Raw genomic sequence first — 15,053 nt, 5'->3', positions numbered from 1 at the left:
GCCCCAAGGAGTAAAGAGTGGCTGCGGACGAGGAAAACCGAGAACGGCGGGAACGAGCTTATCGCCTCGTGGGCCAAATCATTGATGGGATCGTCGCTCAAGCCTGCGCGAGGCACTATTTTGCGTCAACGCAGGAACACCAGTTCACGAGCAAGATCGCTGACCGCATCGAAAGCGAACTCGACAATTTAACCGTGTCAGGCATGCGGGTATCAGTTCACGCCCAAGACTTTCCAGACAAGGGGCGCGGGAGCTGGGAGAAAGAGTCCGGCGCAGACGTTTACATTTCCATCGTAATGAGCGCTCCAAACCATACCATCAATAAAGGAATGACGATCCAATCGAAGTGGGATGATTCCACCGACCGTGCCGGCCTTGCTGAACAGGTGGGGAAGATGAAGAAGCGCACGAAGTCATCCTACGTCTGGATTTACGGACCCTCCAGCATCATGGTCGTGCCGTCGAGCGACGTGCATGGAGGAAAGCTCGACTTCTCGCACGCGATGACGGTTGGCAAACTCATCACCGATGCGCTCCGCTGCCGGGAAGCCGATCCGCGCCTCGGTCGTGATCTCAGCATGCCAATCCCGCAGGGGCTCACGGCTATGATGGAGCAGCTAACCGTACCCAATGGGCTCAGTCTGACTCTCACGGATGGTGTCGGATAATGCTATCTGAGGCTCAGATCCTTCAAATGAATTCCGAGCAGCGTGCCGAGGCCGCAAAAATGGCGGTAACGCGCGGATGCGAGAAGCTTTTGAGGCTTGACCTTATGCTTCTTGCCATCGGCGCCCATGAGCAGGCTATCTGCCACCGGCTTGCTGTCTATCTTGAGCCGTTTGCCGCATTAAACGTCGACTGCGAGTACAACCGTCAACGGGTCCACCCAAAGTCCATACGCGATGGAAGAATAAAGCCGGACATCCTCATTCACAAGCGGATGGACAGTCGGTTCAATATTATGGTCCTAGAAGCCAAGGCCAGGGCTGCAACTTCGCTGCGGGATAAACAGAAGCTGGAAGCGATGTTGGCAGTACGCGGCATGTATCGATACGCACTCGGAGTCTATCTCCATGTCGAGAACAAGCGCACGCGAATACTTAGAACGGGTCAAGTGAGGTTAAGTCTGCGTTGGCATGGGAGCGACGATGTCTGCGAAATGGCGCGAGAAATACCCGAAGCCATTTTGCACGAACTCGCGGGCCAGCCTGACTAATCGTTTACGCTATCTTCCTTCCCGCCGCGCGCTTAGATTGTTAAAATGTCAGTTGGTGAGGGCTGTTGCAATTTCAATGCGTACCACGCCGGGTCCTTGGCTTTATTGGACTCTTCATTTCGCTTAGATGAGGTTGCGCTAGTGAACATCTTTTGGGCTTGGCAGTTTGATTTGCCGGGAAAGATTTCCCGGCACTTCATCCGCGGCGCTTTGGAGGAAGCCATTGCGCAAATCAATGCAATAAACGGCATCGAGGAGCCCGACGAAGAGTTTCAGGCGGGGCTTCAACTGGACTATGGGCGAAAAAGCCTGAAGGGCAGTCCCGATCTGGCCATTGAGATTCTGAAGAAGATCGATGCTGCCACAGTATTTGTAGGCGATGTCACTCCGGTTGGACGAGGTGCGCCGCATGTGACGGACGAGAACGTGTCCTCTGACGGCAAGGCTTTGATGAATCCAAACGTCGCCATCGAGCTGGGTTACGCACTCAAATCGAAAACGACGGAAAATGTGCTCATGGTAATGAACGGCTACTATGGCAAGCGTGCCGATATGCCGTTCGATCTTGGTCACAAAGGCGGTCCTATTTTCTACACGCTTGCGCCAGATGCGACAAAAGATCAGATCGCTTCCGAGCGCAAAAAATTAGTCGCGCGTCTAACCGAAGCACTGCAGGCGTACTCTCCAAGTCCCGTGCTGACGCCGTTCGCTGAATTGCCGCCAAAGATTGGAAAGGGGCTCTTCTTCGCAAGCGGTGAGGTGCTGGGTGCCAACAAGAACGATCGCGACCATGCCGCATACACGATGCCATTCCGGAGCGTGATGTGGCTGCGAGTCATACCAACCAAGCCGCTTCCGATGCCACTTTCGCTCCAAACGCTCCTCACAAATGTCGGCCGTTTTGGCCCGTTTGGAATGCCCGCGGGCCTCGAACCGATCAGGCAAAATGCGTACGGGGTCGCCTTTTTTACGCCTGCCGGATCGACGGCGCGCATCGATAATCTTTCTCAATACACACGCGATGGAGAAATCTGGGGCGTGAATGCAGACATTCTCAGGCAAGGGGAGCGGGGCGACAGTAAGCTCATCTTCTCACTTCCTATGGAAAATCTCTTCGTCACCCAACTCGACCTTTACCTTCAGTTCATGGGGCAAGTCTCAAATGTGGAACCACCGGTCGAGGTCGAAGCCGGAATCGAAGGTATCGCGGGCCGGCGGATCATCCACAACGGCCAAGCGTTCGTAATGGGAAGTGGCTTTGCTGGCGCAGGTGACCCAATGCACCAGGATCGCCTGATGCACCGTGCGCGGCTTCGCACGTTTGACAGACATGAGCAGCAGAGAGTCTTGATCGAGTTCTTTCGCAAAGTAAACGCGAACACGGGCATCGAAAGGCCAGCCGGTCTGTATGGGCGCGGCTGACGGTATCGGCGCGCAGTCATCGGCATCTATTCTTCCGCGCCGTCTTCCTTCGTGCCGCGTGCGACAAGGGTCAAAATGTCATTCGGCAAGGGCCGTTGAAGCGCGAGCGCCTCCTCAGTCGGGGCCGTCAACCAGGTTTCGATCTCGTCGAGCTTGGTCAGGATGACGGGCATCGCCTTACCGCAACCGGCGCTGTAACCGCTAACTTCGACGGCATGGCTACCGCCGAAGACAGCTCCCGTTACGACATCGTTCAAACCATGAGGAGTGGCACGAACTGGGGAAGCTTTTTCTTTGCCGGAGGCTCCGGCCTCGGAAAGGAACCATAAACAGGCCGCGCTTGCATGCGCCGTCAATGCTGAAACGTTTTGCGCGGCTTTATCTCTGTCAATGAATCGCTACGGCCGCGGCCACCCCGGCGGCAATAGCTGAAGTCACGGTAACGTATCCTAACACTTCGCTGGGATTAGTCGCTGAAAAACCGGACACTAGCCCGCTGCTATCGAACGTCACAGAGGTTTTGTTGGCGACGAAGGCGCGGCGAGCGAAGCGAACAAATCCAAGGCTCGACGCATTGGGAGCAGCTACCGTAAACGGTGGCAGCATAACAGGCGAACCTACTTTCGTTCCCTTGCTGTCGAGAACCGTAGCCGTGACTGATATTTTGTAGATCGACCCAAGCCGGAAGCAGAACACATAATCATTGCGGCACACGTCGGATGTCGGCACATTGGCTTCATTCGGAGCGGCGAAGCCACGTACCCCAAGTGGCACGTCCGATTGAACAGATTGGACGATGTCGAACTTGATCGAGCATACGGATGTACCCGTCTTCGCTATGGCCGGCTGTGTAACGTACGTGTCGCCGCGGTCGTGTGTAATGTTCTGGATGTAGCTCGCCTGCATGTCCGCGCACGGTGCCGTGGCCTCGGGTGCAACGGCAGCCGGTTTGGCAGCTTTCGCAATCGCGGCCTGCGTCGCAGTTACTTGTGAAAGAAGGCTGGTGACACCTTGAATGATCTGGACGGTCTGGTCGGTGGTCGTTGTAGTGATCGATGTCACGAGACCGGCATTGAGCAGGATCGCGATGTCGTCCTGAGAAATCCCAGAGTGATTATATATGAGCTGATACATGCTCTTCGGGTCTGCCTGCGCGACAACCTTCTGGTCAGTCGTGAGGGTCAAATCGCCCGATTTCAACTGGGCTTGAATCGTAACGCGGCCATCTGCGAACGCGTAGGCGATCACGGCTCCGTCGATGTCGCCCCGCGGGGGGCCGGACCTGGTTTCTGTCCAGACAACCGGACTTCCGCAGCCGCTAACTAAAAAACAAAAAACGATAACCGCAATCGTTCGCATCGCGGACATGCAACGCCCCCGTCACGCAACACCGCACTAATGTCGGGTTACAGCCCTACCCAGCAATCCAACGTTAAGCTATCTCGGCGTGCAAGTCGCCAAGGTTGTGTCACGCTCAATAATCTACCCGTGTTGCGAGCGGGCCACAGACGCTTTCCGGCTCGAGCCAAGTTGGGAGGGGCGATCGGCCATCTCCCGCGATCTGAACTACGAGCGCGTCGGAATATCCAGGGCGCGGCAGATAGCGCAGGCGACGTTGAGCGAGGTTCGCGACGGGCTCGGGCTGGTTTTGGACTTTTGAAGATTCATTTCGAAGTATCTCGGCGCGACCGGATCCGTCGGTCAGGCTCTGTTTGCGAGCGCTCACCAGAGCCCAGAGGTCTCGGCCCTTCGGGTAACGATCCTTCGCGCAAAGATCTATCGAACGTCTCGCCGGGGGCACTCGCGGAAGGGGTTCGCTTTCGGCGAACGCTATCACTGCCCCGCCCGCGGGTGCCGCCGTTAACCGGTCTCGGCGCTCGCGGGTTCACTCCGCTGCGCTCCGTCTGACACGCTACTTTGCGAAGACGCTTCGCATAGCTCGCGTCAAAGACGCCGGGCGGCGGTGGCGAGACGTCGATAAGCCGGCTTTTCACTCAGCTGGGGTGCGACTTCGTTTATTCGATCGAGGGCATCGGTCAGGTCGAGTGGAATGACTGATCCCTCGGATGTGCCCTGATGGATGAATGAGGCTACGCCCGACAATCGGTCGCAAGCACTGTTCAGGGGCCACCTGGCCGATGATAGGGACAGTTAGATTCTGGTCGAGCGCTATCGGGCAGGAACGCTTTCGCCGGTGGAAGCGACGCAGGCTGTACTCGATCGCCATGTCAACGCTTTCGCGCTGCTGCAGCCCGTGTGTCAGTGCGCCAATCCGAAATCCGCTGGCGGCGTGGTCCGGTCGATGGTGTCCCGGTCGCCCTCAAGGATCTCATTCTCGCCAAGGGCTGGCCGACGCTGCGCGGCAGCCGGGCAATCGATTCGACGCAAGACTAGAATGAGGATTCGCCTGCCACGGTCATCGTCGCCGGCATTTCTTTCGAGAGGCGAGGCGGAACCCAGCGGCGAGCTTATACTCGTCGCGCCGAGAAGCTCCGCAGTCGGCAATCTCGTTCTTTGGAGCGATGGCAACAATTCTCGATCAGCGAGGTGCGAGAACGGCGCTTGAAATCAAGCAGCCACCGTCGGTTTGCTGACGAAGACGCCCCTTACGGCAGGGATGGCTTCAATTTTCGCCACGCAGCCCTTCGAATTCAGTTTGGCAAGACGAAGATCATAAATACTGCCACTAAAAAGAGGCCGCACGGAGCCAGCAAAGACGACACATCGTCATGTGCAGTTTTTTGAATGCTTTTCCAGAATGGGCGTGACCTCTTCGAAAACACAATGTGCGTTGTCCGCAATTCTTTGACAGTGCGCACATGAGATAACGAGTGTTCCTGGACATAACCGGACCAGAAGCTGCGCGGCTTGGGTTTCTCGTCGCGCGCCGTCTGCACAAATAGAAGTGCGAGTACAACGAAGCCAAGCACAGTGTTGAGTGCAAGCAGGATGTCAACAAGTGAGACCGTGTGCCAAATCTTTAGATTACAGGCCGCAGCAACGAAGAACGCTATGATGGCGTAAATCGAACAACGAAGCAGCCTCCGGAGCCTGCACTGAGACTCGTTCGTCGAGAGAACAACAAACACGAGAGCTGCGATAAAGCACGCTATGCCCGTGCCCAATGCAGAATGATAGTCACGCTCACTGATGCTCGACGTTGTTCGCAGAACACCTGCGATCATTCCGAAAGCAATACCGAACAAGTAGCCGTACGCCCGATGCGCCTCAAGGGCCGGGGCCTCCTGGCCGACAATCGCTTAATAGTGCAGCCAATTGATTTTGTTTGAGTTTTGGTCAAGCTGCTGCCGAGATACCGACAGAAATACCGACAAGTTGGCCCCCGGATTAGCTCGCAAAAAATATATCGGCTGAACGGCGACCGACTCAGTTGCGCTTGGCGCTAGACTGACGTCGAAGCGCGACCGCCCGACGTCGATCCGCGATTCAGGGAGGATGGCGTGCCGATGTCCGGCAACAAAACTAAGCGAGCCGATTTTGGGCGGCCACAGGGCGACCAGTGCGCGCCTGGCCGCTCGACCGCATAGATCGTGCTCAACTAGGAAGACACGTACGACGCTCATGTCGTGGAAGTCTTACTCGCTAACAACACGCAGAAAAAGCGAGCCGGCGGCGCGACGAGGAGGTGGGGCGCTAGCTTGGCCAGTACAACTAGAACAAGGCGCGCGTATTGATAAGCTTGCGGCCTCTTGGGCCGAAAGCCTGCATTAATGCAGCGTCGGTCTGACCGCCTCGACGGTCCACGCGACAGTGCGTCCGCAGTCTCGTGGCGGAGATCGGCCGCCTAGCTCGTCCTGGCTTCAACCCTTGGCAGCGAAGCGTGATATTCATCCACACTGTCGAGGTCGATTAAGGTCTTTCCGCCCATCTTGTATGCCCTGATCCTTTCGCGGGCGATCAGCTCATAAGCCTTGGTTTTTCCGAATTTGCCATAGCGGCAACCGTCCTTGAACTCGACAAGGCGACGCCTCTTGTTGTTATCACGGTCAATCATTGTTCCTGCATGTGCTTCGATGGTCTCCGCCACAATCGGATCAAGCCTCGCTGAGCGAGATGAGCTTTTCCACGACGCGACCTTGGTGTGGACGCGGGCTTACCAAGAAGGCACTGCTCTTGTGGTCGCTGACGAGTTCCTGCTGATCTGTTTGGACGCCATCTGCGCATAACCCAATCGCCCGGGATCGGTTGGTCTATGTCGCCAGCGGTGCTGAACGAAAGGCTCTTTGATGCCGCCGCTAACTCCTGCGTGCCGTAGAGGGCAAATCGGACGGACCTACGGGGTCGGGCCCGTCGATGCACCGGCCTTGGACTGGGTCGTCATCGATTTTGGGAAGCCCAGAAGTACTTCAAAACTAAGCGTTTCTCGAACCACCAATTTGTCGTCGGTGGATCGCTGCGGTGGAACGCCGCGCGGCAACATAACCCCTCATCTTTTGGCTATTCCGGCGAGCCCCGCGCCACAACCGCGGGTGGGGATTATAGTCTTTCCTCCACTTGATCGCGACCTGCGGAACGTTCGATAAAGTAGACACCTCTGCGATTCCCTGGGTCCTACAAATGGCAGCAAGACGAAGCAGCTCGAAGTCGTTCTTAGGCGCGTATCGTATCGAGCGCGATCCGCTGCTCGGTCCGAAACCCACTCTGGGTCGGCCAGGTCTTCAGCCCGCGATAGATCCCGACGGCCGAAACGTACTTGTCAAGTTCTGGGACCGGGCTGGCAAAGGACGCGACGCCGACCTGGAACAAATCTGGCGCAGCGAGATCCGCCAACTGCAGCGCCTTGCTGCTGTCCCTCGAGCAGAAGAACTCTTCGTGCCGATGGTGGCCAGTGGAGAGGATGACCAAGGCTTCTATCTGGTTCTCGATCCGGGGCAGACCGGTCCTCTTGAAGTTTACAGGCGGGCGGCTTCGAAGCCTTCGGTGATGACGCAGTATCGACTACCTCGGAATCGACGACGTCTTTGGGCCAATGCGAAACGTGCCGCCGAAGGGTTAGAACTCCTCCACTCTCAAGGAGTGATCCACCGCAACGTCGATCCATGGGCGATCATGACGGCGTTCGGTGACCAGCCCGACTTCCGGCTGACAGGTTTCGAGTGGTCGATGAGGCTGGCCGCTGCCGATCTGCCGCTCTCGGGCCGCGAAACTATCGACGGTAGGGAGAATGTGGCCTCGTTCGGCAGAGATTGGACCAACCTGGGCATCTTGGTTGCCGAATTGGTCGGAGCACCGCTGGATAGGGTATCTGACCTCAGGCTAGTGCCGTCCGATATTGCCGAGCACCTCTCGGCCGCCGAAGGCAAACTTCTGCGCAGCATGATGAGGCTTGAGACCGCCGAGCGGCTCGACGGCGAAGAGATCTGCCGGCGCATGGACGACGTCGTTCTCGCAATAACCGCCGAGGCCGCTGGCAGAGAGGCGAAATCCGCAATCGCGCTGAGGTTGGGGAGGAACTCAAAGCTCGCGGAGATCATCCGCGGTGTTTCCGACAACGATATCGAGATGGCCGACGAGCAATCGCAGATGGAATTCATCCAGGCCGATCTCTCAGCGGAGCCTTACTTCGTTCGGGTTCGACAGAAGCCGGATGACGAGCCTTCCTATGCCCTACTTGGCCAGGCCATGACCTATTGGCTTACGCCGTTTCGCGTAGCCGAATCCTCAGAAGCAGCTGACTGGGAGTTCGCAACTTGCGAACGCGCTCAACGTGGTCGTTTGCCGTCCGACTGGGTTGAAGGCAGCGTCGCGTTGGAGTGGAGCAGCTTGGATCTCGTCGATTCCCGTGCCGCTCGGGAAAGCTTTCCCCGCCGCAGGGGGAAGGTGGCTAGATGGAGTGACTACATCGGCCAAGCGGAGCCAAAGCAGTCCAAGAAGACCGATCTCGACCGGATGCACGGGGCGTTCTCGCTGCTGCTCGCCCTCGAGATGGCCTATGCGGCCGCCGATGTGTTTCCCGTCGAAGTACCGGCGAGATCGGTGCGCGCGCCGAGCGGCGAATCCTACACGCTCACAGTGTCGTCCAGATACGACCGAGCTCGCGCCGGCCTTTCGGATGCTCTGGCGCTCGAGGCGCCAGCGGTTCGCCTGACGAAGATGCTCGAGTCCGATGATCTGGTCCAACAGGAAGGGAGCTGGATCCTTACCGAGACAGGCGAACTTGGCGATCATACCGACGAGACGGAATGGCGCTTCTTGGACCGCAGTGAGGCGGAAGCGCGAGAGCGTTTGCGCTTCGACGGAGCGTCCGCCGCCGAGGCCACATCGATTGCCTACCTTTCTCCGCCGGGTATGGCCGGACAGCTCGCCCAATTCCGACGCCGAAGGAAGGCCCTAAAGGTCTTGCGCGAGCACACTGAATTGCTTCGGATGCTGACCGACCCAAGGTCGCGTATCGATGACAGCCACGATCCGCTGAACGAAAAAGAGGCTCGTTTCAAGGAGCTCGACGAGTCGAAGAAAGGCGCGCTCCGCGAGATACTCTCGACGGTCCCGTTGTTCTTTCTTCAGGGCCCGCCCGGCGTCGGCAAGACCTTTCTCGTTGGCGACATCGTCAAGCGACGGTTCGAGGATGACCCCTCGACGAGGATGCTCCTCTCCGCCCAAAGCAACGCGGCGATCGACCATCTAATGAAAGAGATACAGTCCATCTTCAGTGACGGATCAGGCGTGACGCCAGTGATGGTGCGAGCTCGCCCGGCGGACGATGATCCGTCCGACACTGATTTGGAAATCGACAGGCAGGCTGACCGGCACCTCCAGGCGCTTGCAAAGAGCCAGCTGGTCGCCGAAGCGAGCAGCGGTCTGCAGCAAAAGGTGATAGCGCTTGCTCGCGCGAGAGAGGATCAGCAGGGAGGTGGCCGCTCAAGGCGCAGAAACCGCATGAACGCGGAAGGGCGGGCTTTCGAAGGCATGATCCTACGATCCGCCAACCTGGTCTTCGCGACCACGAACTCAGCGGCCGTCGAACGGCTGATAGAGGAGCGGAGCCTGTTCGATTGGACCATCGTAGAAGAAGCCGGTAAAGCGACGGGTGGCGAATTGCTGTCGCCGCTTCTACTCTCTTACCGCCGCTTGATGATCGGAGATCACAAGCAGCTGCCTCCGTACAATGTCGAGCGGATGACGCGCCTGCTTTCTGCGCCCGACAAGGTGAAGGCGGCTGTCGGAGCCGCGCAGGAGCTGATTTCGCGTCATCTAAAGGACGCAGGGCTCGACGAACTCTTCGACGAGATCGAGGACGATAGCGACGATTTCGGTCGGCTCTGTTCTCAGACCCTCTCGATCCTCACGATGTTCGAATCGATGGTGGAGGAGGAATTTGCGCGAAAGGCCAGATCTCGTCGCGAATTCCGTCCCATCGCTAGGCGACTCGAAGAGCAGTACCGGATGCATCCGGCAATCGCGAAGATAGTCTCGGATTGCTTCTACGGCGGCGATCTCTCGACGAATACGAAGAAGGCCGAAGAATATCGGACTAGGAAGCCTCCGCTAACGCTGAGTACCGGCGGATCGATACCAGACGCGCCGATTGTGTTCGTCGACATGCCCTTTGTGAGGGCGGCCAAAGGGTACAGGGGCGGGGAGAAGGCACCGCCATGGTCAAATCCGGACGAAGTTAAGGCTGCTCTAGCCGTTCTGACCAACCTGCGAGCCCAGGACGGATCGAAGCCGTCTCTAGCGGTCCTTTCCCCTTATCGCGAACAAGTCCGTTCGCTGCGTGATGCGATTAACGCAAAGACGGCGGGATTGGCGCACTTGTCGTCATTCAAACCGGCCGTCGGCGACGGCGAGTTTTGCGGAACGGTCGATTCCTTCCAAGGCGATCAAGCCGACATCGTCCTTATCTCGCTGGTTCGAAACAATGGCCATGGCGCGCCCGCGAAGGCCCTAGGATTTCTCCGCGACAATAGACGGATGAACGTGCTGCTGAGCCGCGCGAAGTGGAGGCTCGTTGTGATCGGAAGCTTGGAGTTCTACCGAAATGTGGTGGACGTCGCTGAAGGCCTTCCGGAGTCGGATATTGGATTCATGAAGAAATTCCTCGGGGCGTTGGATGCCGCTAAGAACGACGGCGATGCACAGATAGTCTCGTGGTCCCAATTGCGTGGGGCCTCAGCATGAGCGTCGTGCAGGTTGCGATCCCGGTGCTGCGCGGTAGGCGCCGCTTCCATGTCGAAAAAGGAAAGCGTTGGAGCCTCATCGAGCATCTCATGCTCGAATCCGTCGCACGGACCCCAGCGACAGCCGCCGATCTAGCTCAACGCTCGAGTCTTCCACGACGTGTCGTCGTCGAGGCCTTCATCCGGCTCATGCGGGTGGGGTGGGTAGAATTGGCAGCGGGCAGTGATGGCCTTTCGTTCGTTGCGACCGACAGTGGTCAAGCGCAGATCAAAAATGGATCGCTCCAGGCGCTCACGGTAACCACGCCCCGCTGGATGGGTTTCCTCATCGACCAGGTCTCCGGCAGCGTCTTCAGGCGCTCCGAAATCGCCGCCCGACACAGAAATGAACTCGCGAAGCTTGGCGAGAACTTGGTCTACCTTCAAAAGTCTCCGGACCACGACAAGGAGGACTTAGCCGAACTATTCACGGCCCTAGAGGGGGAGGACGAAGTCATCGTCCGGGTCGAAGCGAGCCCCGATCGTTTTCTCGAAAGATTTGCCGTCGTGACGGTCGTGAATGACGCGATCGAGGGTCTGCCCGCGCGGGCAAACCCCGCTCTGCGCGAGGCGATTAGGTCCGCCGCTGCTCAGTCCCTCAAGAAGAGCGAGACAAAGACTGCAGTTTCCGCCGCGCCCGAACCCTCGCGTCCGTCGCCGACAGCGGCGACCACGACCGCGCTGTTCGAGCAGAGTGATCTTCTGATCGACGCGCAGGATCATTCGTCCGCGCTCGACAGGGCCCTCGCGCAAGCTCGCGAGGAGGTCATAATTCATTCGACCTTTATCTCCGAGAAGTCCATCCCCGGGATATTGCCCAAACTAACAGGCGCGGCATCTAAGGGCACAGTCGTCCGCGTCATGTGGGGACAGGATGACGACGGAACGAGCGTCTCCAGCTCGAGACGCGCCGTTTCGGCCCTTCAGCGCGCGATCGACGAGGCGGGGTGGGGCGGCCAAATCAGAATTCATTCGTTCACGACGAGATCGCATGCGAAGTTGCTCATCGCGGACGACGGAAGAGGACAATGGTCGGCGATCGTCGGATCGTGCAACTGGTTGTCTTCCGACTTCGACAGCTTCGAAGCATCTGTTCGGGTTCGCGAACCTGCGCTGGTCGGTCAACTGGTGCGGCATCTCGCTTCAATGTCGCTCGGATCGCCCGGCGTGTGGCATGAATTTGCGACCGATCTAACGATCCTCGGTCGACGAATAGAGCAGATTCCGCGTCCGGCAGGCCGCACTGCGCGTATGAAGATACTGCTGGCTCCGGACCATGGCGCTCTCGTGCTCGAAGCACGTGATTCCGCTGCAAGGAGAATTTTCGTCACAAGCCATCGAATCGGCATCGCAGGGCGGCCGATGATCATCATACCCGCCTTGGCCGCTGTCAGAGAGAGCCGCATCGAGGTTGGCCTATACTACGGCCGGCGACGGGGCCACTTTCAGGAATCGATGCCGCCGGCCTCACTCTTGAGCTCGCGAAACAAGGCATAGGTTTTCGGCCGATTCATCAGCCGCGACTGCACGCAAAGATACTAGCTTGGGACGACGATAATTTGGCCGTCACAAGCCAAAACTGGTTGTCAGCGGATCCCTCGGAGATCGCTCGGCTTAGCGAGATCGGAGTGTTCGTAGAATCCAACCGCGTCGCCGATTATCTCATTCGAAGGTTCGAACATGCCAGAAATGGCTGAGGGGTCGGTTAAGCTGGAGTGGTTGTTCTGCGTATTGGATGAATTGCAATGCCCAAGAAGTTCTTGAGTGAATACGAAGCCGCATGCCTTACCGGAATGTCGCCCGATCTTCTGAGATGGCTGACCGTTAACGCGCCTAAGTCGGGCGTGCCCCGGAAGCTGAAGGTCGCCGACAAGAAGGGAGAGGCGCTGTTCTTTGAAGAGGTCGAGGTTATCGGTTTCAATCAATGGCTGAAGGCACCTTGGCCCCACAAGCCCGGCAAGCGTCCACATGTCCCTGCGGGCATCCGGCGGGAGATCAAGCAGGAGGCGAACGGCGCCTGCGCCATCTGCCATGGCCACCAAGATTCGTGCGAAGCGGCGCATCTCGACCCTGTCTACAAAAGCAAGAACAACCATCCGGAAAACCTGCTTTGGCTGTGCAGCAATCATCATACGGCGTACGATAACGGACTCTTTGGTCCCGACGAGGAGAACGCCGAATTTGTCGGGTCGTTCAAGAAAATCCTTCATCGTTACAAGTTGCTGCTGTGGCGCACGCAGCATGAAATCAGCAGCACGCTTCTCACAGTGCTGGAGGACTGCAGCGCACTCGCGAAGCAACTGGCCGAAGCGAAGACCGGCGAACAGGTGAAGGCCGTTGCGAGAATCGCCGAATCGACGCTGGAGAGGTTGCCTGCGCTTGCGCCCGTTTCGAAGCAAGATCCCAAGTATGAGGCGTTCAAGTCGATCTCGGCTGAGGTCGCTTCGCTCTCGAAAGATGAGAGTCCCATTGCGACGAGACTTGAGAAGGCGCGTAGCATCAGGAAGGATTACGTCGCGGCCTTCGGATTCGTGGTCTGCCCCCTATGTGAGGGATCGGGGCGTCACAAGGGCACGGACTGCCCCGTCTGCGGCGGCGATAGGGAGATCGAGGAGAAGTTCGTCGATCGGATCGATCTAAGAGACTACGAGAAAGTCGACTGCCCACTCTGCGAGGGAGAAGATACGTTCCGCGGGGAGCCCTGTCCGGTCTGCGGCGGCGAAGCGCGGATGGATCGTCGGTATGCGGACCTAGTCGACCTCGGCGACTACGAAAAGATTCACTGTCCGCTATGTGGCGGCTCGCAAACATACGAGGGCGAGCTCTGCCCAGTATGCGGGGGCGAGGGTGAGCTTGATCGCCGCCACGCGGACGCGGTCGATCTGCGGGAATTCGAGCTTGTCGATTGTCCGCTGTGCGGCGGTGCAGGTCGCGTTGAGGGAAACGATTGTCCGGGATGCGGCGGTCGTAGAGAGATGCAGCGCAGGTTCGCCAATCGGATCGACCTTGGTGACTACGCCAAGGTCGATTGTCCCGTCTGCAGCGGCGAAGGAATCCGGACCGGAGGCGAATGTCCGATATGTGGCGGCGCCGGCCAGGTCGCGCGAGGCGATCTGGAGCGCATCGACGTGAAGGACTACGAATTGATCGAGTGCCCGATCTGCGAGGGAAAGGGCCACTGCGACGACGGCGATTGCCGCGCCTGCGGAGGCGGTGGAGAGATCGAGCGGAGGTGCGCCGAAAACATCGATCCGAGAGACCATCGCGGTTGACTATCATCAGCTCCGGATTTCAGGTGGAATTTCACAGCTTTTTCGAATCATTAAGTGTATGGTCCTGTTCCCATGGACTTGCTTGCGGTCACTTCCGCCTCCAGTCGTCGTCGGATAGAGCGCGCACGCGCCTGGCTGGAGACGCGAGAGCGAGATGAAGAACTCCTCGTTGTCGGCGCCACGGTCGACGCCGCCAATGAACTGGTGCGGCAAGTTGCGTCTCGAAGCGGCGCGGCGTTCGGTTGGCATCGTATCAGTCTTGCGCAGCTCGTCTCTATCGTCGCGGCTCGAGAGCTCGCGCACCGCGGAGTGGTTCCGCTCACCAAAGTTGGGACCGACGCAATCGCGACGCGGTTGATCCATCGTTTGAGGGACGAGGGCAAGCTGGGCCGGTACGTTTCCGTAAGCGAGACGCCAGGCTTTCCCCGAGCGACAGCGAGCGTGATAGCTGAATTGCGCTCCGCCGGCGTCCGCTCAAGTGAGCTTGAGGCGGTCGTTCCTGACTTGGAACCGATCGTTCGCGAATATGAGCACGAGTTGGCGGAGGGTGGTTTCATCGATTGGTCCGGCACTCTCGAGCTCGCAACGAGCGCGATCTCTCGGCCAGACCGGCACCGGCTGGTCGGCCTACCAACGTTGCTGCTAGACGTCGCGGTACGGACCGAAGCAGAATTCGAATTCCTTTCTGCGTTCGTCTCTGCTGCACAAGAAACGTTGGCAACTGTGCCAGCCGCCGATATCGAAACATTGCATCGGATATGCGATCGTTTAGGCTTCGAAAGCCGCGATCTGGATTCGGCCGCTGGCGAGCCGAACGACGCTCTCGCGCGGCTCCAACGTCATCTCTTCAACGAGCATGAGCAGCCACCGGAGATCGAGGGGGGCGATGAGATCGAGATATTCTCAGCACCGGGAGAGGGGCGGGAATGCGTCGAGATCGCTCGCCGCATACTCTCGCTTGCG

The 15,053-nt window shown here is 58.4% G+C and carries 10 protein-coding genes; 7 read left to right on the top strand and 3 right to left on the bottom strand.

Translation table 11 applies throughout. The features are described 5' to 3' along the window. Positions 1–17: 17 nt before the first annotated feature. The 3 genes from ALC15_RS03000 (at position 18) to ALC15_RS02990 (ending at position 2,638) form a co-directional block, all read left to right on the top strand. The gene (locus ALC15_RS03000; RefSeq protein ID WP_050625998.1) at positions 18–668 is read left to right on the top strand and encodes a hypothetical protein; all 651 of its coding nucleotides are present in this window, start codon (positions 18–20) and stop codon (positions 666–668) included. A 26-nt stretch (positions 669–694) separates the two neighbouring features. Next, positions 695–1,216 carry a hypothetical protein gene (locus ALC15_RS02995; RefSeq protein WP_128089425.1) on the top strand — a complete coding sequence of 174 codons (522 nt, stop codon included), beginning with the start codon at positions 695–697 and terminating at the stop codon, positions 1,214–1,216. A gap of 141 nt (positions 1,217–1,357) precedes the next feature. Beyond that, a complete protein-coding gene (locus ALC15_RS02990) occupies positions 1,358–2,638 on the top strand; it encodes a hypothetical protein (protein WP_128089424.1) in 1,281 nt (426 codons plus the stop codon). A gap of 26 nt (positions 2,639–2,664) precedes the next feature. Here ALC15_RS02990 and ALC15_RS47805 read toward each other — a convergent pair whose 3' ends face one another. Together ALC15_RS47805 and ALC15_RS02980 are read right to left on the bottom strand one after the other, a co-directional pair. Beyond that, positions 2,665–2,994: an SOS response-associated peptidase family protein gene (locus tag ALC15_RS47805; protein WP_430649129.1), complete on the bottom strand. Its 330-nt coding sequence runs from the start codon at positions 2,992–2,994 to the stop codon at positions 2,665–2,667. Positions 2,995–3,025: 31 nt separating this feature from the next. Then, complete coding sequence (locus tag ALC15_RS02980) at positions 3,026–3,886, bottom strand: hypothetical protein (protein WP_050625994.1); 861 nt, start codon at positions 3,884–3,886, stop codon at positions 3,026–3,028. A 1,014-nt stretch (positions 3,887–4,900) separates the two neighbouring features. On the opposite strand from ALC15_RS02980, the gene ALC15_RS45865 reads away from it, so the two are divergent. Then, a complete protein-coding gene (locus ALC15_RS45865; protein WP_244485898.1) occupies positions 4,901–5,032 on the top strand; it encodes an amidase family protein in 132 nt (43 codons plus the stop codon). Positions 5,033–6,443: 1,411 nt separating this feature from the next. Here the strand turns inward: ALC15_RS45865 and ALC15_RS02965 are convergent. Beyond that, complete coding sequence (locus ALC15_RS02965) at positions 6,444–6,686, bottom strand: excisionase family DNA-binding protein (protein ID WP_244485897.1); 243 nt, start codon at positions 6,684–6,686, stop codon at positions 6,444–6,446. Positions 6,687–7,216: 530 nt separating this feature from the next. Between ALC15_RS02965 and ALC15_RS02955 the strand changes: the two genes are divergently transcribed. The 3 genes from ALC15_RS02955 to ALC15_RS02945 all read left to right on the top strand — a co-directional run bounded on the left by ALC15_RS02955 (position 7,217) and on the right by ALC15_RS02945 (position 14,090). Then, positions 7,217–10,780: an AAA domain-containing protein gene (locus tag ALC15_RS02955; RefSeq protein ID WP_128089423.1), complete on the top strand. Its 3,564-nt coding sequence runs from the start codon at positions 7,217–7,219 to the stop codon at positions 10,778–10,780. After that, entirely contained in the window at positions 10,777–12,315 is a 1,539-nt protein-coding gene (locus ALC15_RS02950; RefSeq protein ID WP_050625988.1) for a phospholipase D-like domain-containing protein, read from the top strand. The genes ALC15_RS02955 and ALC15_RS02950 overlap by 4 nt, the downstream gene beginning before the upstream one ends. A gap of 248 nt (positions 12,316–12,563) precedes the next feature. Further along, entirely contained in the window at positions 12,564–14,090 is a 1,527-nt protein-coding gene (locus ALC15_RS02945) for an HNH endonuclease (protein ID WP_050625987.1), read from the top strand. The last annotated feature ends 963 nt before the right edge of the window (positions 14,091–15,053 follow it).

Origin of the sequence: Bradyrhizobium viridifuturi, assembly GCF_001238275.1 — a bacterium.
Taxonomy (GTDB): domain Bacteria; phylum Pseudomonadota; class Alphaproteobacteria; order Rhizobiales; family Xanthobacteraceae; genus Bradyrhizobium; species Bradyrhizobium viridifuturi.
The sequence above is the reverse complement of the archived record's forward strand: the minus strand, read 5'-3'. Positions and strand labels throughout refer to the sequence as shown.